This is a genomic window from Paenibacillus sp. USHLN196 (assembly GCF_037144955.1).
Taxonomy (GTDB): domain Bacteria; phylum Bacillota; class Bacilli; order Paenibacillales; family Paenibacillaceae; genus Paenibacillus; species Paenibacillus xylanexedens_C.
In genome coordinates, this window is the sequence record NZ_JBBCYH010000002.1 from 52,963 (window position 1) to 77,839 (window position 24,877).

Sequence of the window (24,877 nt, forward strand, 5' to 3'; positions counted from 1 at the left end):
CTCGAGCTTTTACCAAATTTAAGTGGATGTAATTCATGAACGGGTCGGCTATCGTTAGGAAGCGAAATCTGCTGACTTGCTTGCAGGCTGCAGTTTCCAAAGCCATGTGCAGGACGACCTGAATGCTTGAAAGGCTGGATCAAAACCAGTATGCATTCCCTTGTATACATGTATTCAGGATGTATGCGAGAAAAATGATCAAGAGAGAAGGAGAGCTTACAACATGAACAGAAGACTCAATCTGATTTTCCTCAAACGATGGTTTATGCTATTAATCATCGTGGCGGTTGCGGCTATGCCGCTACACGCCTTCGCCGCGGAGGCGGAATCCGGGGCCGATCGGCCATGGATGAACACATCTCTATCTGCGGAAGAACGCACCGAGCTGTTGCTCAAGGAGATGACGCTGGAGGAGAAAGTTGGATTCGTAACTGGTAAAGTAAATAACTATTATGGTTTCTATAATGATGGATTGGAGCGCCTCGGCATTCCGGCATTACAGATGGCAGATGGACCTGCAGGGGTACGTGTGGCTAACCCGGATGTGCAGGACAAAAAGTCCACGGCATTGCCTGCCCCCATCGCGCTTGCTGCTTCCTGGGATACCAATCTTGCCAAGAAATATGGCGATTTGATCGGTCAGGAAGCACATGATACAACACATAATGTCGTTCTGGGTCCTGGACTGGATATTGCACGTACGCCATGGGGTTCCCGTAACTTCGAATCCCTCGGGGAAGATCCGCTATTGGCTTCGGGCATGGGTGCAGCCTATGTGAACGGGATTCAAAGTAATCCGGTTATCGCTACAGCGAAACACTATATCCTGAACAACCAGGAGACGGAACGTTTCACGACCAATGCTACAGCGAGTGAACGTGCGATTCAGGAAGTCTATGCGCGTCCGTTCCAGGCCATGGTCGAAAAAGCCGATCTTGGTTCGGCTATGTGTTCATTTAACCAGGTGAACGGTACATATGCTTGTGAGAACAAGGAGATGCTGACAGATGTCCTTAAGAATCAGTTTGGCTTCGAAGGGTTCGTCATGAGTGACTACGGCGCAAACTTCAGCACGGCCAAATCTGCTAATGCGGGTCTGGATCTGGAGACACCTGGAGAGCCTTTCGGCAAATGGGGAAGTAAGCTACTGGAAGCCGTGAATAATGGCGAAGTGAGCGAGCAAACCATTGATGAGAAGGTTAGACGCATTTTGCTTCAAATGTTCGATAAAGGGCTGTTCGACAACCCTGTAACGAATACACAAATCAATGCGAAGGCAGATGGGGCTAAAGCACGTGAGTTTGCAGAAGAGAGCATGGTTCTCTTGCAAAATAACGACAACATGCTGCCACTGTCGAGCAAAAATCTGAAGTCCATTGCAGTGATCGGACCCGATGCGGATACCGCATCCGCAGCCGGTGGTGGTAGCAGTCTCGTTAATCCGACATATACGGTGAGCCCGCTTGAAGGGATTCGTAACCGTGCAGGAAACGATGTAGATGTGCAATATACAGCCGGAACCGATCCGATCTCGGCAGGAGATGCGTTTAACGGACCGTCCGCGGTACCATCCACGCTCTTGTCTCCAGCGGGTGCTAACGAAAGTGGTTCGGACAATGCGAAAAACGGATTGCGTGCCGAATACTGGACAAACAAAGATATGGAAGGCAATCCTTCTCTGGTTCGTACAGATAATCAGGTTAATATGAATCTTGGATTCTACAACTATGAAGGTTTTAACGCACAATCTTCCAAGCTTCCGGTGACACCAACGGAGTTCAATGCCAAGATGTCTGCTCGTTGGACAGGTTCCATTAAGGCACCGAAAACAGGTGATTACAAACTGTCTCTGACCAGTCTGGGTTCTGCAAAACTATACGTGGATGACCAGCTGCTGGTAGACAATCAAGGTACGACACTGAGCACTACAAAGAAAGAAATTACACTTAAAGAAGGCGAGTCTCACAACATTCGGATTGAATATCGTACAGATTTCCCGGTACAATCCAGTAATGACATGGGAGCCCAAGTTCGTTTCGGCTGGGAAGCTCCTGAAGATGCTGTGGATGCCAAAATGCAAAAAGCAGTCGATCTGGCCAAAAAATCAGATGTCGCGGTTGTCGTGACACGTACGTATGACAGTGAAGGTTATGTAGACCGTTCCGATCTGGAACTGCCAAATAACCAGGAGCAGTTGATTCGCGAGGTAGCGGCAGCCAATCCAAAAACGATCGTGGTACAAATGAGTGGTCGTGCTGTTGAAATGGATTCTTGGCAAAAAGAAGTACCATCCATCGTTCAGGCTTGGTATGCAGGTCAGGAACAAGGTAATGCAGTGGCACGTGTGCTGTTCGGTGATGTGAATCCATCCGGTAAGTTGCCGGTGACGTTCCCATCAGATGATTCCCAGACCCCGGTATCCACTGCGGAACAATTCCCGGGTGTGAATGGGGTGGGTAACTACTCCGAGGGTATCTTTGTAGGGTACAAAGGATATGACAAAGAAGGCATGACACCGGCGTTCGCCTTTGGACACGGGCTGTCGTATACCGATTTTAATTATCGTAATCTGCATGTGAAGAACACTGGTAAAGGCGATAAGGAAACCGTAGAAGTATCCCTTAACCTGCGTAATACCGGTAAAGTTTCCGGTGCGGAAGTTGTACAGGTCTATGTCGGCAATCTGCCAACCAAAGTTGAAACGCCAGAGAAGCAACTTGCTGGCTGGGCGAAAGTTGATCTCAAAGCAGGCAAGCAGCAACGGGTCAAAATTCAATTGGATCGCAGCGCGCTGTCCTATTGGGATGAAGCATCACATGAATGGGTAATGCCTAAGGGTAAAGTTCAAGTGTATGTCGGCAGCGCATCCGATGATGTTCGTCTGACAGGTAGTGTGAATATCGGAAGCAAGTCTGGTAAATAATCTGTGCGAAAATGCAGTTTGTTCTAATTCATATATATAGTGAAAATGAGTCGTGGCCTAATGGCCGCGGCTTTTTCCATAATGGAAGGAGAGTGAAGCGTGATGAACATAGGCTGGCGAGAGCATTCCAAACGATGGATCATCTTGATAATCGCTGTTTGTTGTGTCGGTGTAGGAATTTGGCTTATCCTCAACCGAGATGAACAACCCGTTCCGCCACCTGTTGCGGACGAGCAGAGAGCGGCAGAAGTATGGTTAACCACGGGAGATCAGCAAAATCTGCTTACACCACAGAAGCCCATTCCAATTACAGATCAACATGATGCAGACACAAGCTCTTCAGATTCTACAACGCCGGAGTCTGAACCTTCCCCGTGGGAGTTTAGCATACAGATTGATCCGGACAAGACCTATCAGACCATGGATGGTTTCGGCGCAGCGATGACGGGTTCATCTGCGCATCTAATCAACCAGCTTCCAGAGGAACAGCAAGAACAACTATTGAAGGACCTGTTCTCGACGGAAGGATTGAACATGGATATGGTGCGTCATACGATTGGTGCCTCCGATTATTCAGTGGATGAATCAGGTGAGGCTTCAAGTTATACCTATGATGATATCGAGTCCGGCACGGATTATGACATGGAACACTTTTCGATTGAAAAGGATCAGGAAGTTGTGAATACGCTGGAGCGTGTGACTGGGCTGAAACCGGATCTTAAAGTGTTGGGTACCCCGTGGACGGCCCCTGCATGGATGAAATATGGGGAGAAGACGACTAACGGCTGGTATATGGATTACAACGATCCCCAGGTGTATGAAGCGTACGCGAGATATTTTGTGAAATATATCGAAGCTTATCAGGAGAAGGGCATTCCCATCTACGGGATAACGTTGCAAAATGAACCGGAGTTCACCTCGGACAAATATCCGAGTATGAGTATGGGAGCCGAAGAACAAGCCATGTTCATTCGGGATTATCTTGGCCCGGCGCTACAGGATGCGGGACTGGATACGCGAATCATCGCGTATGACCATAACTGGGATCAGGCGGTCGAATATACCAGCAAGGTGCTCGGTGATGAGCAGGCTGCTGCCTATATCGATGGATCTGCTTTCCACTGTTATGCAGGTGTTCCATCTGCCATGTCGGAAGTGCATGAGCGCTTCCAGGACAAAAATATCTATTTTACCGAATGTAGTGGTGGGGAGTGGAGTCCTGATTTTGGCGAGAATCTGAGCTGGCAGATGTCCAATCTCATCATTGGTGCACCTCGCAACTGGGCGAAGAATGTGCTGCTCTGGAACATTGCACTCGATCCGCAAGGGGGACCCACGAACGACGGCTGCGAGAACTGCCGTGGGGTTGTGACGATTGACCCGGAGAATAATGAAATCACTAGAAATGTAGAGTATTATACGTTAGGTCACGTCAGCCGTTATGTGCGCCCGGGAGCTGTAAGAGTGGATTCCACGCAAGAACAGGGTCAGATCGAGAACGTAGCCTTCCGCAATCCGGATGGAACGATGGTGCTGGTTACGGCTAACACGGGTGAGGCAGAAGTTTCCTTTGATGTAGTCATGGATGGTGATTCGTTTCGATATGTACTGCCTTCCCAATCGGCAGCAACCTTCCGTTGGAAGCTAAAACGGGGGTAGAGCGTTGACTCAAGATTGGAAATTATGGGTACAGATTGAATGGTAGACATAGTAAAATAAACGTAGAGTTATTTCAAATTTGATGTATTAAACAAGTCCGATCCCAGGATCGGGCTTTTACATAACCTTTTACTTTTAATAGAAAAGGAGCATACGTTGGATATGTTAGTCGCTGCATATCGGGAACAGGATCATGACAAGTTGGTCAAGATCTGGGAGAGTGCTGTTCGGGCAACACATTGGTTAACCACAGGATGTTAATGAACACGCAGAGGAGTGTGCACGATGACTCAGATCAAGGTGACACCGGAACAACTGGAGAAGGTCAGTGGGCAGTTTGCTCAGGCGCATCAGCAATTATCGGGATTCATGTCCACATTGGACGGCAAGATGAGTGTCATGCGCAGCAACTGGGATGGCATGGAACGGGAACGCTTCTATAACGATTATTCAACGGCTCAAGGCACGATGAAATCTGTTCTGGAACTGGTTCTGTCCATTCAGTCGGAGCTTAAGAAGATTGCCGAGCGTTTCCGCACGACAGATGAAGAGGCAGTGAGCCAGGCAATCATGACGGCGCTGACCGCAGCGCGGGCGCTATCAACCATGGGCAAAAATAAAGGCGATGATCTGGACAAAACGCCAGGTCCACCAAAGAACATGGATGAATGGGCTGAGAAGGATGCCGAGAAATACCAGAACTATGAGGAAATGCTGAAGAAAGCCAAAGAGATGGGTGACGAAGAACTGGCGCAGCAGATTCAGGCCAGCATGAACATCATTCGGCTTCAGTATGAAGATGTAATCTATCAGACTGACCCCAATACGGGCAAGACGGTGAAAATTACCGAGGATTCCATCGTGGGTACGTATCAGGTGAAAAGCGACAAGGGCGAAACGACCACCATCAGTCTGGATAAACAGGGCAATGTGGTGGACTATAGCAAGGATACGGAAAAGTATAAGTATTCGGAGCAAACGCATACGACCAGTCAAGGCGAGCATCTCTTTGGCAAAGTGGCACAAACGGCTACAGCCTACGGCATTGGTCTGCTGCTCACAAGCAAGACAGGCTCTGCCTTCACGGAACATGCGACAGGACTCGGTTCATCCTTCGTCGCGGACAAGTTCCTGTTCTCTGTGCCGGAGGAAGGCGAGACGCGTACGATGATCTACCGTACCAATAAGGAAACGGGCAAAATGGAAAATATGATCGTGGTCACGCGTGGCGACAACGATATTGAATATACTCCGTGGCGGGATTACTTCTAAGCCACGGATGGGATTGGCAGGCTGCTTATCCGTGAGCCTGCCCGTAAAGAAACACCCCGGCAACCTTCTCCCTGAGATGGGAAGATTGCTGGGGTGTTTATGGTTTGGCTTACCGAGCAGCCACGGTCGAATGACCGGGCTGTAAGGAGATCTTTTTTTGCCAAAGATTAATGAGTCTCTTCATCCAGAAACGGTTTGTTCACCGCATAATACATGAAGCCCATCAGCAGCACACCGCCCACCAGATTACCCAAAGTCACGGGAACCAGGTTATGAATCACGCCTTCAAATGAGATCGTCCCCGGATGGTTCAGCACGAGCGCAATCGCGAACGTACACATATTGGCGATGCTGTGCTCATATCCCGAGATGAAGAAGCAGAACACAAAGAGCATCATAGCAAACATTTTGGCTCCATTCTCCTTCATGAACATCGGCACAAAGAACGCCATACATACGAGCCAGTTACACAATATCCCCCGGAAAAAGAGCTGCATGGTTGGAACTTCCATCTTGTGCTCCACCACGCTTAACAGAAAACCATTCACCTCAGACGAGTCGAATAATCCCGTCAGGTAGATTAGCAGGGCAAATACGGCTGCGCCCATCAGGTTACCGCTATAACTCGCAATCCACAGCTTGACCACTTCGAACCAGCGAAGTTTCTTGCGCAGCGCCGCATACGTATAATAGAACGTATTGCCTGTGAACAGGTCACCGCCACCGTACGCGATCAGAATGATGGCCGCGCCAAACGTAATTGCTGCCATAGGATAGGTGAAAGGGGACTGCTCCATATAAAAGAAGTTACCTGTCTTAAACGCCACGATGACGCCGAATCCGATAAACATACTGGCCAGCATGGAGCGTGCAAGGTACCTGATTAAGCTTTGTTTATAAATCTTGTGTTTCTTCAGGGCTAGTTGTTCCACGTTGCGTAGAGCTTCCGTTTCCATAATTCTCCTCCAATAGCGTGATGTCTTGCTTACCATTATAACGAAATTATGGAAATAAGGGAGGGGGTAGCTTGGTTTACTGATTATTTAACCGGATAAGGATACATGCAGAATCTGAGGATTTCGTTCTTATGTTCCTCAGTCCGTTCACGCAGCGCCAATTCTTCTGCATAAGAACGTTCCAGCTTGGCGCGCATGAAACGCTCTGCATATTCGTTGGGACGAGAGTGAAGTTCTTTGGCGTACTCTCCAAATGTGCTGACCTCACGTACCTTTTCCAACACGCTGTTCAGTAGCGGACTGCCCGCATAGAGCAGGGAATCAGTCTCCTCGGCTTCAAACTTGAGGAACAGAATGGCTTTTTGCAGGGCATTTATCCATACCTCCTGAATGATTCATAGTGTGAACAAACTAGTCTTTCATGGGCTGATTCCATGGATCATACGTAATGAGCGCCGGAAAAAAATTGGGCTCAAGCATCAGACTAATACGTTGTTCGTCTTGATCAGTATAAGAAATGAAATAGTTCCCGAAATGAGACTCGTAGATGAAATCATGGAATTGAAAGGAACCTTCGGGATACTTTATCTTCACATATAACGTAGTAACTCCTCGGGCTAAGGTTTCTTTTAACATAGGAATTTGGGCCAAAAGCATAATAGCAACAAGAAAAATTAGTATATGTTTAACTAGACGGGTCAGATGGATTCACCTCATTATCGTAAATCAATTTTTAACAATTCATGAAGGCCCATCTCCAAAATAGATGTCACTCCATAAGGATAGCCAGATTACCAAATTGCTCGCCTTTTTCCATGCGTTCGAATGCTTTTGCTACATCCTGTAACGGATATACGCCATCAATCACAGGATGTATATCATGTTGCTCCACCCATTGCAGCATCTGGATAAACTCTTCACGGCTACCCATAGAGGTGCCGATTAGACTGATCTGAGGGAAGAAGATAGAGCGAATTGGTAGGGTCAGATCATCCCCCGAGCTTGCACCATACATCACGATACGTCCACCTGGTCTGATTATATCAAAATATTTTGGGAACATGGCTTGTCCGATGCTATCCAAGATGATGTCCACAGGTGCCAGATCATTCTGCAAACGCCAATCGGCATGACTATCCAACGCATGGGAAGCACCCAGGCGCAGCGCCTCTTTTCTTTTGGCTTCACTTCTGGAGGTGACGGTAACCTGGGCACCCACGGCTACGGCCATGAGCAGGGCATAGGTCGCTACACCGCCGCCAATACCGGGAATGAGGATGTGTTCACCTTGTTTCAGTTCACCGCGAGTGAACAAAGCGCGATAGGCGGTCAATGCCGAAAGAGACAACACGCCTGCTTCCTCCCAGGATAGATGGGCTGGTTTAGGCAGAGCATTTTCAGCAGGCAACGTAATATATTGTGCGAGCGTTCCATCCGCAGGACCACCCACAATATCAGGAACGATGGGTACGTTACCCGCAAACTCCCAACCGAGCGTTGGATGAATAATAACTTCATCACCTACTGTGAATTCTCTTACGCCTTCGCCGATCTCAACGATAATACCTGCCCCATCCGAACCGGGAATGAGAGGGGCATCCTGACGCGTTCGTCCTGCCATGATGAACAGATCACGATGATTAATTCCAGCAGATTTCAGTTGGATTTTCACTTCCCCTGTCTCAGGTGTGCGAGATGTTGACTCTGTATATCGAAGACCTGCAAGGCCGCTCTGGCCGGAATGGACAATAGCTTTCATGTTCAATATTCCTCCTGTCTATGTAGCTGTACTTCACTACTGAGCCTCATTGTACAGATGGGACAGATTCACGTAAAATGAACAAAAATGAAAGTCAGTATCATTTAAAATCATAGATATCAAGCAGGTGATCAGGGTATGGATGCAGGTGATCTGAAAATATTTCAGGCGGTTGCCCGCGAAGGTAGCATCAGTAAAGCTGCGCTCTCACTCAATTATGTGCAGTCCAATGTAACAACACGGATTAAACAGTTGGAGACTCAACTGCAAGTACCGCTATTTCATCGTTCCAATCGAGGGATGTCGCTCACACCAGCGGGCGAGAATCTGCTTGGGTATGCGGATAGAATATTGGAATTATTATATGAAGCGGAGCAGGCCACGCAAGTGGGTAACCCACCAGCGGGCATGCTTCGTCTAGGTGCCATAGAGACAGCAGCTTCCACTTTTCTGACGCCGCTCTTGGCTGAATACAGTTCATGCTACCCGGAAGTACAGCATTCGCTTGTCACGGGTGGGACCCATGAACTGAACCAGAAGGTCATTCAACATGAATTGCACGGTGCCTTAATATATGGTCCTATCGACCATCCTGAGCTGAACTATATGAAGATGTATGACGAAGAATTGGTGCTGATCGCCGAACCTGGAGTACATCAATTAAACACGTTATTGTCCAGGCCGATGTTGTTTTTTGAGATCGGATGCACACATCGGGATCAGGCGGAATCCTTTTTGAAAGGTCAGGGTATCCACACGCTTAACATCATGGAATATGGAACACTGGACACGATTCTGAATGGGGTATCTGCCGGGCTCGGTGTATCATTGCTGCCACGTTCTTCGGTTACCAAAGCAGAATCAAGAGGCGAGATCGCGGTGATGTCTTTGCCTGATCCCTATTGCCGGTTGGAAGTAGGATTTGTGTATTCTCGTGGTGAACATATATCTAGTGCGCTCAGCGCTTTGGTGGAGATCATTACAGAACCAGAACTATAAGAGGTTGTTCAAAAGTCCGTTTACGAACATGCACTATAAAGGAGTGAGTGATCTTGAAAGAAACTGCGTTAACGTTGGCTGATGCCTTTAATCAGGCAGAATTTATTGTAGGGGGTCATGGCAGTCGCAAAGTGAAGGTACTTCAGAACGTACTGGAGCAGATCGATGGGGAGATGTTCAGTGACCACTACGGTAACGGCCCCATCATTGAAGAATTTCAGCAACAGATGGCTGACGTTCTCGGCAAGGAATCGGCTGTATTTTTCCCGAGTGGAACGATGGCACAGCAGATTGCATTACGGATCTGGTGTGACCGCAAAGGGATAAAGCGTGTAGCTTACCACCCTCTATGCCATCTGGAAATCCATGAGGAAGACGGACTGAAAGAGTTACACCAGATTGAATCGATTTTGCTAGCGGACAAGGACCTATTGATTCGATTGGAAGATGTACAGGCGCTTGATCAGGACATTGCCTGTCTGCTGTTGGAACTTCCGCAACGTGAGATTGGTGGGCAATTACCGACGTATGAAGAGTTGGAAGCGATCTCGGCCTATTGCCGTGAACGCGGGATTAAGCTGCATCTGGACGGGGCACGCCTGTTTGAGATCACTCCGTATTATGAGAAAACGCCTGCGGAGATTTGCAGTCTGTTTGATACGGTGTATGTTTCCTTTTACAAAGGAATCGGAGGCATTGCGGGGGCTATATTGGCGGGTGATCCGGATGTGATGCAAGAATCGAAAGTATGGAAACGTCGGCACGGGGGCGATCTGATCGGTCTGTATCCGTATATTCTGAGTTCCCAGTATTATTACAATGAGCGGATTGGCAAAATGGAACTTTATTACGAGCAAGCTCAAGAACTCGCTTCCTTATTGAATGCCTGTCATGGGATACATACTTTGCCCGAGGTACCGGTATCGAATATGTTTCATGTGCACTTTGCGCTCGCTGCTGCCGAAGTTGAACCAATTCTGGTGCAAATGGCTCAGCAGTATGGCATAGGAATGACTTCATATCTGAACAAGACGAGTGGGAACAGCTGTGCCTTTGAATTTTCTGCGGGCGATCGGTATGAGCAGGTTCCTCCAGACAAACTGCGTGCAGCATTGGAATGGCTGGATCAGGAGTTACGTAAACAGGTGAGATCATAAGTTGATTTAAATGCTCGACCTGAAAGAGGTTGTTCAACACGTATTAAAAGGAGGGGTTCAAGTGAAGTCTATGGAATTGGAACCGATTCGTGATCTTTTGGTGAAAGCTTACGATACGACAATGGGAGAAGGGTGTGCTCCCGAAACGCAACAGAGCATTGAGGAATTCGAGCAAAAGCATAACGTGAAATTGCCCGCAGCGTATCGTGCGCTTCTGCTCGAATTCGGTGCGTGTAACTTCGGCGATCCTGCCCTGTATACTGTGAAAGAACTGAACTGGGCTTATCCCGAGTTTCTGGAAGTATACGGAGAAGTTGAGAAGGAATACGAGCTTTCAGCTGATCTCCAACCGTTCCCGATTGGTGGTTTTGGCGAAGGCAGTATGGCTATACTGGATCAAAGCTCAGGCAAGATAATGATGTTGTTCCACGATGCAGGGGAAACTCCTCTAAAGGAGATTGCTGTGGATATTAATGAATTAATGACAATGCTGGCTGAGTCGGCAATCTGGGTTCAGGAACAGATGAATTAACAAGGTAGACGGAAGGATGCGCAATCGGCTTATGGATATTCGCAAGTTAAGATATTTTATCACCGTGGCGGAGGAGCTTCATTTTCACCGTGCAGCGGAAAAATTAAATATGACGCAACCACCGCTGAGCCAGCAAATTCAGAATTTAGAGGAATAGCTTGGAGTGAAGCTGTTGGAGCGCACCAGAAAAATGGTTCGTCTCACACCAGCTGGTGCGGTATTTCTGGAACAGGCGAGACTGATCATGGCCCAGCTCGAACGATCCATTCAGCTTACGCAAAAGGCAGATCAGGGTATCATCGGGCATATAACCATAGCCTTTGTGGATTCGGCTTCGGGGAGCATTATGGTGGATGTCCTTAGGAAATTTCGCGCTGCGTATCCTCAGATTGAACTAACGCTGCGTGAGATGACCTCATCCCAACAATTGCAGGCACTGGAAGACGGACAGATCCATATTGGATTTTTGAGATATCAGGAAGATACTCGTCATGTCTCGTTCCGTCCCTGCCAGATGGAAACGTTGATTGCCGTATTGCCAGATCATCACCCGATGGCTTCTCAGACTCAAGTTTCAATTCGAGAGCTGGCGGATGAAGATTTTATTTTATTCCCAAGGCATCTGGGTTCTCCGTTCCATCGTCTCGTTCTGGATTATTGCAGGGAGCATGGCGTAGATCCTCGAATTACGCAGGAAGCGATCCAGATGTATACGATTGTTAATCTCGTTGCGGCAGGCATGGGCATTTCCATTGTCCCTTCTTCGGTGGATGTGTTCCAGCGAAAGGGTGTAGTCTTTCTTCCATTACAAGAAAATCCGCCCTCCGTACCGTTGTACACGGCATGGCGGACGGATATGAATCAGGAAGTAGTGTCCCGCTTTATGAATTTTGTTGATGGGGAATATGAGATGCGCTAAAGGTTATTTACACTTACACTGCGATGACAGAACAACCTTCCAATCGCTGTTATCCCCAGATTTTTTTCGATCCCTTTTCTCAAGGGGAAAATCTGGTGATAAAGGCGAACGCTCCGCTTTTTCAGGTTTTTTCTGTCCTCTCCGTTCTCGTGTAAATGATTAGTACAACTTAGTTATGTTGTGAGTAGTAAAAAAAGAAACTATCCCGTCTTGGCTGGATCACGCTCAATCCATGGGTTCAGTATTTCGTCGATGCGAGTCATGATCGCAGAGTCCAGTTTCACACCAGAAGCTTTTACATTTTCCAAGACCTGCTCTGGCCGGGATGCACCGATAATAACGGAGCTGACATACGAATGTTGTAGAACCCACGCGACAGCGAGTTGAGGAAGAGTTAGACCAATCTCTTTAGCGAGTGGAACAAGCTGTTGCACAGCGGTAAGAACATCTTCACGTAACCACTGACCAGCCAGTTTATTGAAAAAGGGTGCTCCTGCCTCAGCAGCTGCACGTGATCCGGTGGGCAATGCTTCGTTAGGCGCATATTTGCCCGATAGTATACCCTGAGCCAGTGGAGACCATGTAATCTGTCCAAGTCCTGCTTGGTCGCTTGCAGGCACCACTTCTTGCTCAATCACACGCCATAACATTGAATATTGGGGCTGACTTGCAATGAAGGGGACATGGAATTCCCGCGCCAAAGCGGCTCCTCTTGCAATCTGATCTGCGTTCCATTCACTTACGCCAATGTAATGGACTTTGCCCTGACGCACCAAATCGGAGAATGCCAGAAACGTCTCTTCCAGCGGAGTGTTGTAATCATAACGGTGAGCGTAATAGACATCAATATAATCCGTCTGTAACCGTTGTAATGAACCATTGCAGGCTTCCATGATGTGTTTACGTGAAAGTCCGCGGTCATTATGACCTGTGCCGGTTGGGTGACAGACTTTGGTACACAGTTCAATACTTTCTCTTCGTATATCCTTAAGAGCCTGTCCCAGTACGGCTTCAGCCTTGGTATTAGAGTACACGTCTGCGGTATCAAATGTGGTAATACCTGCATCCAATGCAGTTCGCACACAAGCTTCTGCTATTCCATCCTCGACTTGCGCTCCATGCGTAATCCAGTTGCCGAGTGAAATCTCACTGACGGTTAATCCACTGTTTCCTAATTTGCGATATTCCATTCATGTCGCCTCCCTAAGTCATCTGGACTCCATTGTAGCAATGGCAGATTAATAGGTGAAATATCTTTTAACCTCATCTTTGATACGAAAAAAGTATCAGTGAATCTACATTTTTTCCTGGATATATTTGCGATAGAGGGCGGGCGTAATCTCCTCGAACTTTTTGAATATTTTGATAAAATATCCCGATTCATTGAATCCCAGCTCATCACTAATCTGTGAGACAGGCATGTCGGTGACCTCCAGCAATTGCTTGGCCCACTTAACTTTGAGTTTAGCCAGGTAGGTTGTGAAGTTTTCACCCGTTTCCTTGGCAAACAGCCTGCTGAAATAACTCGGACTCAGGTGGCATAGATCGGCCATTTGTTTGAGCGAAACTTGTTCGCTTTTATGACTGTGAATATATTCAAAAGCAGGCTGAAGCACCGGGCTGGAGCTTTCCATGTCACTTGGGCTATTTTTGAGATAGGCGTCCGCAATCGCATTCGTCATCTCTTTTTTGATCGACTCGATATTACGAATGGAGTAACCCGGCAGAATGGTGGAGAGGTTCAGTGACTCCTGATGACCTGAAGCTTTCTCGAACATTTCAACTAACAGATTTTTGTTGAGCGCTTCTTCTACAATGTAGTTGCAGAGCAGGGATAACATGTTGGAGATTTTCACAATCTCTTCATAGGTCATCACAGGCAGCTGAGCGTAATCATCCTTTAATTCCTCCAGCTTGGCTGCATGCAGGGGAACGTTCTTGGAAGTAACAATCTGTTCCAGATCACTACCCTTGTCCGGGTCGGCGAGTTTCACTTGTCCTGCCATCACGGCACCGATATATTTGCCATCAATCGTAATCGGAATCGCGATATCAATAATATTGAAATGGCATAGATATACATAGGGCTCATTCAACCGAACCGCTTCCAGACCGCCGCGCGAATCACATTTTTGGCAGTAGGGGAGAAGCTCGGGGTCTTTGCGTACATTCTGGCAGAAGGCCTGGCAGCTGCTGTGACTGGTTATGGGAATGCCTTTATAGTCAACGGTGAGGATCGCGAGTTTGGTGACTGTAGCAAGAGAATCCTGTAGGCGCTTCCATTTATTAAGATCCAGAATTTTATTGATATGCAGATATTCTTTAATCATTGGATGAGACCTCCATAGCTAACCTAATTCATGATTTAGGCCGTTAAAAGTTAGCAAGTTGTACATATTAAGATGTAATGATGACGGGTAATGTATTATGGGAGGTCAAAATTGAACCATCTCATGACAATAACATACCATGATTGCACTAAAAAGCAAAAAATTACGATTGTAAATTATAATAATTTGTTATCAAAGTCCACTGTAAAGCTGCTGTCCATGCGTTATATTAAGGTCAATTGCAAGAAATTAAAATTTAATGTATCTACTACACCATTCCATATCCTTAGGAGGCATATAATAATATGAGAAAAGCATTTATCAGCCCAACCAAATATGTACAAGGCGAAGATGAGTTGTTGAACCTGGGGTACTTTGTTAAATCCTTCGGAGAATCTGCATTGCTGATCGCACATCCGGATGATGTGCAGCGTGTCAAAGCGAAGCTCGATGCAACAGCTGAGAAATTCAATATTACGTTTGTTGAAAGCGGTTTTAAAGGGGAATGTTCCCGTGAGGAAGTTGCTCGTCTGCAAGAGATTGCGAAGGAAAAAGGTTGTCACTCTACCATTGGTCTAGGTGGCGGTAAAGCGATCGATGCTGCCAAATGTGTAGCTGAAGGCGAAGCATTGATCATCTGTCCAACCATTGCGGCAACGGATGCACCGACAAGTCACTCTGCTGTGTTGTACACACCGGAAGGTGCTTTCGATGACTATGCTTACTTCAAACAAAGCCCAAGTGTGGTTCTTGTCGATACAACGGTAATCGCCAATGCACCAACACGTTTCCTCGTATCCGGTATGGGAGATGCGCTCTCTACATACTTCGAAGCAAGAGCAACAGCGAAATCCTACTCCCGTGTAAACGCAAGTCTGCCAATGGGTTCCCGCGAAGGATACACACCCTCAGCAGTAGGTACCAATGCGGCACTTGCACTGGCAAAACTGTGTTATGAAATGCTGCTGACTGACGGTGCAAAAGCAAAAGTAGCGAGTGACAGCAACGTTGTGACACAAGCGCTGGAAAACATCGTGGAGACCAACATTTTGTTGTCTGGTCTTGGATTCGAAAGTGGCGGTCTGGCCGCAGCACATGCAATCCACAACGGTTTGACTGTTCTGGAGGGAACACATCACTTCTTCCACGGTGAAAAAGTATCCTTCGGTACGATCGCACAACTCGTGCTCGAAAATGCACCAACCGAAGAGCTGCACGAAGTCATGGACTTCTGTCTCGAAGTAGGACTACCTATTAGCTTGGCGGATATCGGTGTAGACACGATTAGTCAGGAAGAGTTGTTGAAAGTTGCAGAGATCGCTTGTATTCCGGAAGAATCCATTCACGCGATGCCATTCCCGATCACCGTTCCTGAAGTGGCTGCTGCCATTGCAGCGGCTGACCGCATGGGCCGTGAGTACAAAGCAGCTCGCCGGGAGGCAAAATAATGAAGAAAATTATTAACCAAGCAGAACATGTTGTTATGGAAATGTGCAACGGAATCGCGCTCGCGCATCCGGAGCTGGAATTCCTGAAGAAATATAAAGTCATCAAACGCAGAGAGATTCAGGCGGATAAAGTCAGCCTGATCAGTGGCGGCGGAAGTGGACATGAACCGGCTCACGCAGGTTATGTGGGAAAAGGCATGTTGGATGCAGCGGTATGTGGAGATGTGTTCGCATCTCCTTCCCAAATCCAGGTGTACCAAGCAATCAAAGCAACAGCCAGCAACAAGGGAACACTCTTGATCATCAAGAACTACAGCGGCGACATGATGAACTTCAAGAATGCAGCGCATCTGGCTGAAGAAGATGGCATCGACGTACAGTATGTGCGTGTTGAGGATGACATCGCTGTACAAGACAGCTTGTATACCGTTGGACGTCGCGGCGTTGCCGGAACTGTACTGGTTCACAAGATTGCCGGAGCAGCAGCTGAAGAGGGCCGGAGTCTGGCAGATGTGAAATCCGTTGCCGAGAAAGCAGCTCAGAACGTACGCAGTATTGGATTTGGATTCACATCCTGTACCGTGCCCGCCAAAGGCACGCCTACATTCGAGATCGCTGAAGATGAAATGGAATTCGGCGTAGGGATTCATGGTGAGCCAGGGATTCGCCGGGAGAAAATTGTTTCGGCTGATGAATTGGCAGGGCGTATGATCGAAGCATTGCTCGCAGACATGAAGTTAGATAAGGATGCATCCGCTGAGATTGCGGTGCTCGTGAATGGTTTTGGTGCAACACCACTGCAAGAACTGTACCTACTCAACAATTCCGTGCAGCGTGAACTTGCAGGACATACAGGTCTGAAGGTCGCTACAACGTTTGTGGGCAACTACATGACAAGCATCGATATGGCGGGTGCGTCGGTTACGATCCTGAAACTGGATGAGGAACTGAAAACTCTGTTGTTCAAGGAAAGTGATACACCTGCGTTTAAAGTATCCGGTCCTCCAGTGGCACAAGTAGCGTATTCCGAGGCTCTGGAAGCTGTCGTAGGTGAAGACGCTCCGGTATCTTACGAAGTGGAGACGCCTGCAACATCTGCGGTGATTAGCAATAATCAATTCTCGTTGGACAACATCGTCTATCTGATCGATAAAATGGGCGAGATCATCATCAAGAATGAAGTACCATTCTGTGAACTGGACTCCCATGCAGGTGATGGCGATTTCGGTATGAGTGTGGCAAAAGGCTTCCGCCAGTTGAAACGCGAATGGAGTCACATCATTAACGAAGATAAAAAAGATATCGGTTCATTCCTCGATGCATGCTCACTGGTCATCATGGAATATTGTGGCGGCGCATCCGGTCCAATCTGGGGTTCGGCATTCCGTGCGGCTGGCAAAGCAGTAGGGGATAAACAGCAATTGAACATTGCTGAATTTGCAGAAATGTTACATGCAGCCGTGCAAGGTATTCAGTCTACAGGAGAGCGATCCTTCGGACGTGGTGCCGTTGTAGGCGACAAGACCTTGATCGATGCACTCGTTCCATGTGCCGATTCCTGGACGCAAAGTGCGGAGTCTGGAGATGACTTCAAAACCGCATTTGCCAAAGGTGCAGCAGCAGCCGTTGAAGGTGCGAAGAAAACCGAAGACATCGTGGCACGGATGGGCCGCGCGGGTACCGTCGGCGATCGTAGTCTGGGCTACCCTGACGCTGGCGCATATGCGTTAGGTGTTATTTTCACAGAGCTGTCTGAGTCGATAAAATAAGAATGTTGTGAAAAATTAGATCATTTCGATGAGAAATATAAATCTATAAAGTGTTCTTACTGCCAAAGAAGTATCACATTGTGATACTTCTTTTTGTTGTAGAAATGTCGGTTTTTATGCATGAAAATACATACAATTGAATTTTTGGTTCATAATTTCGCCATGAATTAAAACGATTAGGTTATTGTAAATGCCTGCTAACTTGTTATAATATAAACTACTGATATTGATAATCACTATCATTTGTTTTTGTCACTAGATTACGCCTGAGGAGGTATATGATACTGATTTTATCCAATACAATAGGCTGCGTTTGAGTCAAATTTTCTAAATTCTAGGGGGATATAAATGAAATGAAAAAGTCTATTTCTTCAAAATTAATGTTTATTATGGTTGCAGCTTTAACTTTGGTGTTGGCAGCATGTTCAAGTAATGAACCTGCTACTTCTGGTACTGCTAATACAGAGACCGCAACTTCCGATGCTGCTACTACAGCTACAACCGTTGAAATTACGGATGCTCATGGAAAAGTAACTGTACCTGTAAATCCAACGAAAGTCGTTGCTCTGGATAACAGAACATTTGAGACTCTGTCTAATTGGGGAGTCAAACTAGCAGCAGCGCCGAAGGATGTAATGCCAGCAGATTCACCATATGTGGCGGATGAATCGGTACAGAATATTGGAAATCATCGTGAACCAAATCTTGAACTATTGGCATCTATACAGCCTGACCTTGTCATTGTTGGTCAAAGATTTGCTGGCTTTTATGAAGACATCAAAAAATTAGTGCCTAATGCAGCAGTCATTGACCTTAATATTGAGCTTGAAGAAACAGCAGCACCTGGAGAAAACTTTGTTAATGGTCTTAAAGATGCAACAACCAATCTAGGTAAAATTTTTGAAAAGCAAGAAGAAGCTACTCAATTGATTGCTGATTTTGATAAAGCTATTGAAGAAGCTAAGGCCGCTTATAACGGTGAAGATAAAATTATGAGTGTTGTCGTATCTGGTGGAAACATTGGTTTCTCGGCTCCTCTTACTGGACGCGTGTGGGGACCATTGTATGACATTTTCGGCTGGGTTCCGGCACTAGAAGTGGACAAATCTTCTTCTGATCATCAAGGTGATGATATTTCTGTTGAAGCGATCGCACAAAGCAATCCGGATTGGATTTTCGTACTGGATCGTGATGCAGCTGTATCTGCTGAAGAAGGTTCGGTTCCGGCTCAGGACGTTATTGATAACTCACCTGCTCTGCAAAACACCACTGCTATTACTAAAAAGCAAATTGTCTATGCTCCAAACGATACGTACACTAATGAATCTATCGAAACTTTCTTGGAGTTGATTAACAACCTTACGAAAGCTTTAGCTAAACAGTAAAAGGAGCATACTGCAGTGCTGAAAAATTTAATACCCAAAATAGCCGGGGTTGAGAATTCTCAACCCCAGCGTCATAATCACAAAAGGTTATGGACCCTGCCTTTTATCATTGCGATTATAGCCACCATTGTTTTAGGCATTACATCACTGCTTATTGGAGTCTATGACATACGGGGACAAGCGGATGGAATGGAGATGTTCTTCATCACTCGTGTCCCAAGAACTGTTGCATTGATGCTTACCGGTGCCGCAATGGCCATGGCAGGACTGGTCATGCAGCTTATTACACAGAATCGCTTGGTGGAACCTACCACAACAGGAACAATGGAATGGTCAGGTCTGGGGATCATGTTTATTTATCTGGTCTTTCCTGCCCCGAGTTTAACACTAAGAATGACCGGCGCAATCATTTTTTCTTTTATAGGAACGATGATTTTTTTTATGTTTCTAAAGAAAGTTAAACTCCGCTCGTCTTTAGTTGTGCCCATTATTGGGATGATGCTTGGAGCAGTCATTTCTGCATTTTCAACTTTCGTTGGGCTTGTATTTCAAATGACTCAAAATATCGAAAGCTGGTTTGCAGGCTCCTTTTCATCTGTGCAAATTGGCAGGTATGAATATCTCTGGCTCATTGTATTGGTGACTATTCTTATTTTTGTTTTTGCTGATCGGTTGACTTTAGCCGGACTAGGGGAAGATGTGGCTACCAGTCTTGGCGTAAATTATGACAGGATCATTCTTATGGGGACTGCGCTTATTTCACTAGCTGTTGGAATCGTTGCAGCTGTCATTGGGAACCTGCCTTTTCTAGGGTTAATTGTCCCCAATATCGTTTCCATGTTTAGAGGTGACGATCTCAGGAGCAATCTGCCATGGGTGTGCTTATTAGGGATGGGCAGCATCATTGTGTGTGATATCCTGTCTCGAGTCATTATCATGCCTTTTGAAATACCTGTCTCGATGATCCTTGGAACAGTGGGAGCCGTCGTATTTATTGTCATTTTGTTAAGACAAAGGAGGTCAACAAGGAGGGTAAGATGAGCGACTTAGCAAGTAGTAATCCACTAAATATCGAAATCGATTCTAGCCGTCGTCCTAAAAAAAGATCAGCTAGAGCCTTCCGTACCAAGAAAGAAGAAAAGCGTTATTGGATTTTGCTGATAACATTGATAGTTCTGGGCGTTTTTGCATCGATTGGACTGCTGATTTATAACAATCCGGTCCCGGTATCTTCTCCTTCTTTCATACCTGTCGTTACAAGAAGGGTAGTCGCTCTGGTTTCAATGCTTATCGCTGCAATTTGCCAAAGTTTATCTACGGTTGCTTTTCAATCGATTACGAATAACAAAATTATAACTCCGTCCCTTTTAGGTTTTGATGCTATTTATTCAACCATTCATACGAGTACTATATTTTTCCTTGGTGCTACGGTATTTGTGAATTTTAGCGGTGTTGATTCCTTTTTATATCAAGTTGCTGCAATGGTCATCATGTGTTTAATCCTCTATGGATGGTTGCTTTCCGGAAAATACGGCAATTTACAACTTCTACTTTTAGTCGGTATTATTATCGGGACTGGTCTGAGGTCTGTATCCTCTTTTATGAGAAGACTCCTTGCACCGTCCGAATTTGATATTTTACAGGCAAGAATGTTTGCTTCCGTGAATAATGCGGATTCTGCCTATTTCCCGATTGCGATTCCTATCGTCATCATTGCAGCAATCCTGCTACTTGCTAATGCCAAGAGGTTAAATGTACTGTCGCTTGGTAAGGATGTCTCGACTTCCTTGGGAACTAAACATCAAAGTAGTGTGATTTATACGCTGGTCCTGGTTTCCATTTTGATGGCCATTTCGACGGCTTTGGTTGGACCCCTTACATTCTATGGATTTTTGGTTGCGATTTTGAGTTATCAGGCAGCTCAAACCTATGATCACAGATATGTTTTCCCAATGGCTCTTGCTATAGGGTTTGTGATCTTAACCGGTGCGTACTTTATTATGAATCATGTCTTCAATGCCCAAGGTGTTGTTTCCATCATTATAGAATTGGTTGGCGGACTAACATTTTTAATTGTGATTTTAAGGAAGGGTTCTTTATGATACAGATCAGTAATGTCAAAAAGTCCTATGCAGCCGAGGTAGAGATAGGCCCTTTGAATATTCATATACCCAAAGCCGGTCTTACTTCTTTAATTGGACCCAACGGTGCGGGGAAGTCGACGACACTTCTGATGATCGGAAGACTTTTGGATTTGGATGAAGGTCAAATTAAGGTTGCCAATATGGATGTTTCTAGGACCAAGTCAAAAGACTTGGCTAAAATAGTAACGGTTTTACGACAAGAAAATCATTTTGTCACAAGGCTTACCGTTAGACAACTTGCTGGGTTTGGACGTTTTCCTTATTCTAAGGGCAGATTAACGGATGAGGATGAAGCTATTATATCTAAATATATTGATTTTCTAGACTTAACTGCTCTGGAAAATAGATATCTAGATGAACTTTCTGGTGGTCAAAGGCAAAGAGCCTATGTCGCAATGGTGTTGTGCCAAGAGACGGAATACGTACTTTTGGACGAGCCTCTAAACAACCTTGATGTTGCTCGTTCTGTTCGGATGATGGAGCATTTGAGATATGCTGCTAATGAATTTGGAAGAACCATTCTGACGGTTATGCATGATATCAATTTTGCAGCCAAATATTCAGATCGAATATGTGCGATGAAAGATGGACAAATCGCTGCTTTTGGAACCGTAAAAGAAGTGATGGACCCCGAAACTTTAACAGATATTTTTGAAACGAAAATTGAAATTATTGATGGACCTTACGGACCGATAGCGATCTATTAGTTACAGGCGCAATAACAAGTTGTTAGTTAAAACGGTTTTCGAAAGTAGAGTGATCATTTCACTCTACTTTTTTTTGATAAAAGTCGAGCATACCCCGACCAGAAGCATCCCCCTGTAACGTTTCATTCTTGATCAGAAGGTATTTTCGCTCACAGAGCGTTCTTTTGGATATGAAGTGCGATCTTGTATGCCATAAACTGGATTGAGGGTTCCAGATAGTGTAATCTGGAGATTATGATAATCCATATGAACGAGAAGGGATTGGGATCATTAATGACGCAAAAAATCTATTATGACTCTGCTTACACACGGGAGTGGAATACACATATTACAGGCAGAGTGGACAAGGAAGACGGCGTATATGTCACACTGGCGGAGACTGCTTTTTACCCGCATGGGGGTGGACAACCTTGTGATCTGGGACAAATTGGCGGCATCGCTGTTCTGGATGTGAACATTGAAGATGGTGACGTGTGGCATAAGCTGGAACGCGCGCCTGAACAGACTGAAGTACATTGTGAGCTTGACTGGGAGCGAAGATTCGATCATATGCAGCAGCATACCGGACAGCATTTGTTATCGGCAATCACGCTGAAGCTGACGGAAGCGATGACGCTCAGTTTCCATCTTGGTACGGAGTATGACACGATTGATGTGGCTGCGGCTGAACTGGGAGCGGATCAATTGACCGCCATTGAACAAGAGGTGAATCGTCAGATCTATCGTAACGCTCGAATCAACACTTCATGGGTTACAGCAGAAGAGGCCGCACAATTGCCACTGGTGAAGCAGCCTACGGTAACGGAAGACATTCGCATCGTTGAGATCGAGGGTGTGGAGTATAATGCTTGCGGCGGAACCCATGTGTCGGCGACAGGCGAGATCGGCATCATCAAACTGTTGAAAACCGAAAAAGTGAAGGGCGGCACTCGCATTTATTTCAAATGTGGAACAAGGGCGCTGAATGAATTCACATCCACACAAAATGTGCTCAACAGCATCATGGTTAAATTAAAGACCAGCAAGGACGAATTATTGGAGCGCATTGAGAAAATGGAACTGGAGCAAAAACAGCTGCAAACCGAGCTGAATGCAGTGAAAACAACCAATGATGCCTATTATGCGGAGGAACTGCTGGCTGCTCGGCAAGGGCTGGTTATTGCTCAGGTCTTTGAAGACAAATCGCTCAAGGATATGCAGAGCCTGGCTACCAAGCTGACAGCAGAACATGAGGGGCTTGTACTGTTCGCCAGTATCTCGGAGGCCAAAGTTGTTCTGGCACAGAATGGACAACCCCCTGAATGGGCTTGTGGACCTTTCTTCAAAGGCAATCTTGGAGCATACCAGGGTAAAGGTGGAGGCAGTGAAAAAATGGCTCAGGCAGGTTTTGCGAGCAGTGAAGATGCGCTTGCCTTTTATGAGTTCACCAAGGACCAGCTGGGACATCACTGATCTCCTTATTTAGATAAGAGATAGGCATTGAGTGTACGATCATGAGACAAGCACGCCACGTTGTGGCGTGTTTTTCATGGCATGATGAAGCGAGCAGACAGCAGAGGAGGTGGAGGGATGACAGAACGAATTCCATGTATACGAGAAGGGTGTACAAATACCATTTTACCAGCAACAGCGGCGAAAACAGGTGGATACTGCATGCCTTGCAAGCAGGAGATGGAGCGTGAAGAGCGTCAGAGATACATTGAAGCGAATCGGCGTGACGTGAACTTGTATGCGGGCATCACAGACCCGGTGGAAGTTTTGAAAATCATGCACGAACCTCAGGTTCGCGATCCATTAATTCGTTATGTGTCATATGGACAATCCAAGGAACAGGTGTATCTGTCTTTGTCAGCTGAACAACAAGATGAGATGAAGGATTATGCGATGCAACGGATTCGTACAGGCGATGAAGATACCGGCAGAGATATCCTGTTGTATCTGGTCTGTTACCATGATGTATCGTTGACTGTCGAAATTCCTGAGTTGTTGGAACAGGAAATCTATTATCCGGCCATTTTGTATAAAAGTGCCTCGGCAGAAGTGCGGAATCATCTTTTGCAGCAGGTGAACACCGATGACGAGAATCGTAACCACATTTTGCTCACGCTGGCCCATATCGGGGATGATGTTGTCGAGCAGCAGTTCCGGCAGTGGAGACAGTCTCCGCCATCTTGGGCGAGCGAATTGGTTGTGGCACCGGAGCATTACACCACGGAAGCTGGCTGGGAGCTCACGAAAGACGGGCAGCGCAGAGAATTATTCACCACCCCAAGTTATTCACTCTATAAAGTAAAAGAGAGTGAAACAACTAATGTGGCAATAACCGGAGACTCAATCTCGATGCTGACCTCGAGCACCAATTGCTGTCCATGGTGTGGTAGTGCTTTAACGACCTTAATTAATCTGGATGTTAAGCATCCAGCTCTGCAGGACGTGTCTTGGCATACCCCGCGACTTCAGATACAGACTTGTGTGATATGCAGCAGTTACGGTGTGGTTTACATGGAGATGGATGCAGCGGGGGAACCGCTATGGAGTTCACATAATGTCATGCCCGTGGGAGCGGACGACATTGACCCGGAGGACGATGTAAAACTTACACCAGATGTGGGCCGACAGTTTCGGATTGCAAACGCACCACGTCATGTATTCCATGCCAGTGAGTGGGCGATGGAGCCATCGCTATCTCAGGTCGGCGGCCATCCGGGATGGGTTCAGGATGCGGAGTACCCAACATGTCCACACTGTTCCACGAGAATGAAGGCTGTCGCACAACTGGACTGGGGCGAGGTTGAGGAATATGGTGAGGGGATGTACTACATGTTCATATGTGAGCCATGCCAGATGACCGCCGTATCCTACCAGCAATCTTGATGGTTGAAGCAATGAGGCATCCCGTAAGTTCTTGAACTTCATGG

General features: G+C 46.4%; 19 protein-coding genes and 1 pseudogene. 15 read left to right on the plus strand and 5 right to left on the minus strand.

Annotated features, from left to right (window positions below; genetic code table 11):
- Positions 1-223 precede the first annotated feature (223 nt).
- From WFI24_RS03540 to WFI24_RS03550, 3 genes are all read left to right on the plus strand, one after another.
- Complete coding sequence (locus WFI24_RS03540) at positions 224-2,923, plus strand: beta-glucosidase H (protein ID WP_336758830.1); 2,700 nt, start codon at positions 224-226, stop codon at positions 2,921-2,923.
- Positions 2,924-3,025: 102 nt separating this feature from the next.
- Complete coding sequence (locus WFI24_RS03545; RefSeq protein ID WP_336758832.1) at positions 3,026-4,582, plus strand: glycoside hydrolase family 30 protein; 1,557 nt, start codon at positions 3,026-3,028, stop codon at positions 4,580-4,582.
- Positions 4,583-4,867: 285 nt separating this feature from the next.
- Positions 4,868-5,854: a WXG100 family type VII secretion target gene (locus WFI24_RS03550; RefSeq protein ID WP_336758834.1), complete on the plus strand. Its 987-nt coding sequence runs from the start codon at positions 4,868-4,870 to the stop codon at positions 5,852-5,854.
- Between the two features lie 167 nt (positions 5,855-6,021).
- Here WFI24_RS03550 and WFI24_RS03555 read toward each other — a convergent pair whose 3' ends face one another.
- The 3 genes from WFI24_RS03555 to WFI24_RS03565 all read right to left on the minus strand — a co-directional run bounded on the left by WFI24_RS03555 (position 6,022) and on the right by WFI24_RS03565 (position 8,569).
- On the minus strand, positions 6,022-6,810 hold the full coding sequence (locus WFI24_RS03555) for a formate/nitrite transporter family protein (RefSeq protein ID WP_145321215.1): 789 nt from the start codon (positions 6,808-6,810) through the stop codon (positions 6,022-6,024).
- Between the two features lie 83 nt (positions 6,811-6,893).
- On the minus strand, positions 6,894-7,091 hold the full coding sequence (locus WFI24_RS03560) for a hypothetical protein (RefSeq protein ID WP_336758836.1): 198 nt from the start codon (positions 7,089-7,091) through the stop codon (positions 6,894-6,896).
- Positions 7,092-7,579: 488 nt separating this feature from the next.
- Positions 7,580-8,569: a quinone oxidoreductase family protein gene (locus WFI24_RS03565; protein ID WP_336758838.1), complete on the minus strand. Its 990-nt coding sequence runs from the start codon at positions 8,567-8,569 to the stop codon at positions 7,580-7,582.
- Positions 8,570-8,707: 138 nt separating this feature from the next.
- Between WFI24_RS03565 and WFI24_RS03570 the strand changes: the two genes are divergently transcribed.
- The 4 genes and pseudogenes from WFI24_RS03570 to WFI24_RS03590 all read left to right on the plus strand — a co-directional run bounded on the left by WFI24_RS03570 (position 8,708) and on the right by WFI24_RS03590 (position 12,176).
- Complete coding sequence (locus WFI24_RS03570) at positions 8,708-9,568, plus strand: LysR family transcriptional regulator (RefSeq protein ID WP_336758840.1); 861 nt, start codon at positions 8,708-8,710, stop codon at positions 9,566-9,568.
- Between the two features lie 53 nt (positions 9,569-9,621).
- Positions 9,622-10,725, plus strand: a complete 1,104-nt coding sequence (locus WFI24_RS03575; protein WP_336758842.1) for a threonine aldolase family protein — start codon at positions 9,622-9,624, stop codon at positions 10,723-10,725.
- Between the two features lie 70 nt (positions 10,726-10,795).
- On the plus strand, positions 10,796-11,257 hold the full coding sequence (locus WFI24_RS03580) for an SMI1/KNR4 family protein (RefSeq protein WP_336759622.1): 462 nt from the start codon (positions 10,796-10,798) through the stop codon (positions 11,255-11,257).
- Positions 11,258-11,288: 31 nt separating this feature from the next.
- Positions 11,289-12,176, plus strand: a pseudogene (locus tag WFI24_RS03590) (LysR family transcriptional regulator).
- Between the two features lie 200 nt (positions 12,177-12,376).
- On the opposite strand, the gene WFI24_RS03595 reads toward WFI24_RS03590, so the two are convergent.
- Together WFI24_RS03595 and WFI24_RS03600 are read right to left on the minus strand one after the other, a co-directional pair.
- Positions 12,377-13,366 carry an aldo/keto reductase family protein gene (locus tag WFI24_RS03595; RefSeq protein ID WP_336758847.1) on the minus strand — a complete coding sequence of 330 codons (990 nt, stop codon included), beginning with the start codon at positions 13,364-13,366 and terminating at the stop codon, positions 12,377-12,379.
- Positions 13,367-13,471: 105 nt separating this feature from the next.
- Positions 13,472-14,506, minus strand: a complete 1,035-nt coding sequence (locus WFI24_RS03600) for a PocR ligand-binding domain-containing protein (protein WP_336758848.1) — start codon at positions 14,504-14,506, stop codon at positions 13,472-13,474.
- A 305-nt stretch (positions 14,507-14,811) separates the two neighbouring features.
- Between WFI24_RS03600 and WFI24_RS03605 the strand changes: the two genes are divergently transcribed.
- The 8 genes from WFI24_RS03605 to WFI24_RS03640 all read left to right on the plus strand — a co-directional run bounded on the left by WFI24_RS03605 (position 14,812) and on the right by WFI24_RS03640 (position 24,833).
- A complete protein-coding gene (locus WFI24_RS03605; RefSeq protein WP_145321190.1) occupies positions 14,812-15,954 on the plus strand; it encodes a glycerol dehydrogenase in 1,143 nt (380 codons plus the stop codon).
- Positions 15,954-17,723 carry a dihydroxyacetone kinase subunit DhaK gene (gene dhaK, locus WFI24_RS03610; protein WP_336758850.1) on the plus strand — a complete coding sequence of 590 codons (1,770 nt, stop codon included), beginning with the start codon at positions 15,954-15,956 and terminating at the stop codon, positions 17,721-17,723. The genes WFI24_RS03605 and dhaK overlap by 1 nt, the downstream gene beginning before the upstream one ends.
- Positions 17,724-18,076: 353 nt before the next feature.
- On the plus strand, positions 18,077-19,108 hold the full coding sequence (locus WFI24_RS03615) for a siderophore ABC transporter substrate-binding protein (protein ID WP_336758851.1): 1,032 nt from the start codon (positions 18,077-18,079) through the stop codon (positions 19,106-19,108).
- A gap of 30 nt (positions 19,109-19,138) precedes the next feature.
- A complete protein-coding gene (locus WFI24_RS03620; protein ID WP_440131274.1) occupies positions 19,139-20,149 on the plus strand; it encodes an ABC transporter permease in 1,011 nt (336 codons plus the stop codon).
- Complete coding sequence (locus WFI24_RS03625) at positions 20,146-21,210, plus strand: iron chelate uptake ABC transporter family permease subunit (protein WP_336758852.1); 1,065 nt, start codon at positions 20,146-20,148, stop codon at positions 21,208-21,210. The genes WFI24_RS03620 and WFI24_RS03625 overlap by 4 nt, the downstream gene beginning before the upstream one ends.
- Positions 21,207-21,959, plus strand: a complete 753-nt coding sequence (locus WFI24_RS03630; protein ID WP_336758854.1) for an iron ABC transporter ATP-binding protein — start codon at positions 21,207-21,209, stop codon at positions 21,957-21,959. The genes WFI24_RS03625 and WFI24_RS03630 overlap by 4 nt, the downstream gene beginning before the upstream one ends.
- Positions 21,960-22,232: 273 nt before the next feature.
- Positions 22,233-23,411, plus strand: coding sequence for an alanyl-tRNA editing protein (locus WFI24_RS03635; protein WP_336759623.1), 1,179 nt, complete (start codon positions 22,233-22,235; stop codon positions 23,409-23,411).
- Between the two features lie 117 nt (positions 23,412-23,528).
- Positions 23,529-24,833, plus strand: a complete 1,305-nt coding sequence (locus tag WFI24_RS03640) for a DUF1963 domain-containing protein (RefSeq protein ID WP_336758856.1) — start codon at positions 23,529-23,531, stop codon at positions 24,831-24,833.
- Positions 24,834-24,877: the final 44 nt, after the last annotated feature.

Excerpts from the sequence above, each read along its gene's own strand:
- WFI24_RS03540 (WP_336758830.1), top strand. The coding sequence starts at position 224 with ATGAACAGAAGACTCAATCTGATTTTCCTCAAACGATGGTTTATGCTA.
- WFI24_RS03545 (WP_336758832.1), top strand. The coding sequence starts at position 3,026 with ATGAACATAGGCTGGCGAGAGCATTCCAAACGATGGATCATCTTGATA.
- WFI24_RS03550 (WP_336758834.1), top strand. The coding sequence starts at position 4,868 with ATGACTCAGATCAAGGTGACACCGGAACAACTGGAGAAGGTCAGTGGG.
- WFI24_RS03555 (WP_145321215.1), bottom strand. The coding sequence starts at position 6,810 with ATGGAAACGGAAGCTCTACGCAACGTGGAACAACTAGCCCTGAAGAAA.
- WFI24_RS03565 (WP_336758838.1), bottom strand. The coding sequence starts at position 8,569 with ATGAAAGCTATTGTCCATTCCGGCCAGAGCGGCCTTGCAGGTCTTCGA.
- WFI24_RS03570 (WP_336758840.1), top strand. The coding sequence starts at position 8,708 with ATGGATGCAGGTGATCTGAAAATATTTCAGGCGGTTGCCCGCGAAGGT.
- WFI24_RS03580 (WP_336759622.1), top strand. The coding sequence starts at position 10,796 with ATGGAATTGGAACCGATTCGTGATCTTTTGGTGAAAGCTTACGATACG.
- WFI24_RS03595 (WP_336758847.1), bottom strand. The coding sequence starts at position 13,366 with ATGGAATATCGCAAATTAGGAAACAGTGGATTAACCGTCAGTGAGATT.
- WFI24_RS03600 (WP_336758848.1), bottom strand. The coding sequence starts at position 14,506 with ATGATTAAAGAATATCTGCATATCAATAAAATTCTGGATCTTAATAAA.
- WFI24_RS03605 (WP_145321190.1), top strand. The coding sequence starts at position 14,812 with ATGAGAAAAGCATTTATCAGCCCAACCAAATATGTACAAGGCGAAGAT.
- dhaK (WP_336758850.1), top strand. The coding sequence starts at position 15,954 with ATGAAGAAAATTATTAACCAAGCAGAACATGTTGTTATGGAAATGTGC.
- WFI24_RS03615 (WP_336758851.1), top strand. The coding sequence starts at position 18,077 with ATGAAAAAGTCTATTTCTTCAAAATTAATGTTTATTATGGTTGCAGCT.
- WFI24_RS03625 (WP_336758852.1), top strand. The coding sequence starts at position 20,146 with ATGAGCGACTTAGCAAGTAGTAATCCACTAAATATCGAAATCGATTCT.
- WFI24_RS03630 (WP_336758854.1), top strand. The coding sequence starts at position 21,207 with ATGATACAGATCAGTAATGTCAAAAAGTCCTATGCAGCCGAGGTAGAG.
- WFI24_RS03635 (WP_336759623.1), top strand. The coding sequence starts at position 22,233 with ATGACGCAAAAAATCTATTATGACTCTGCTTACACACGGGAGTGGAAT.
- WFI24_RS03640 (WP_336758856.1), top strand. The coding sequence starts at position 23,529 with ATGACAGAACGAATTCCATGTATACGAGAAGGGTGTACAAATACCATT.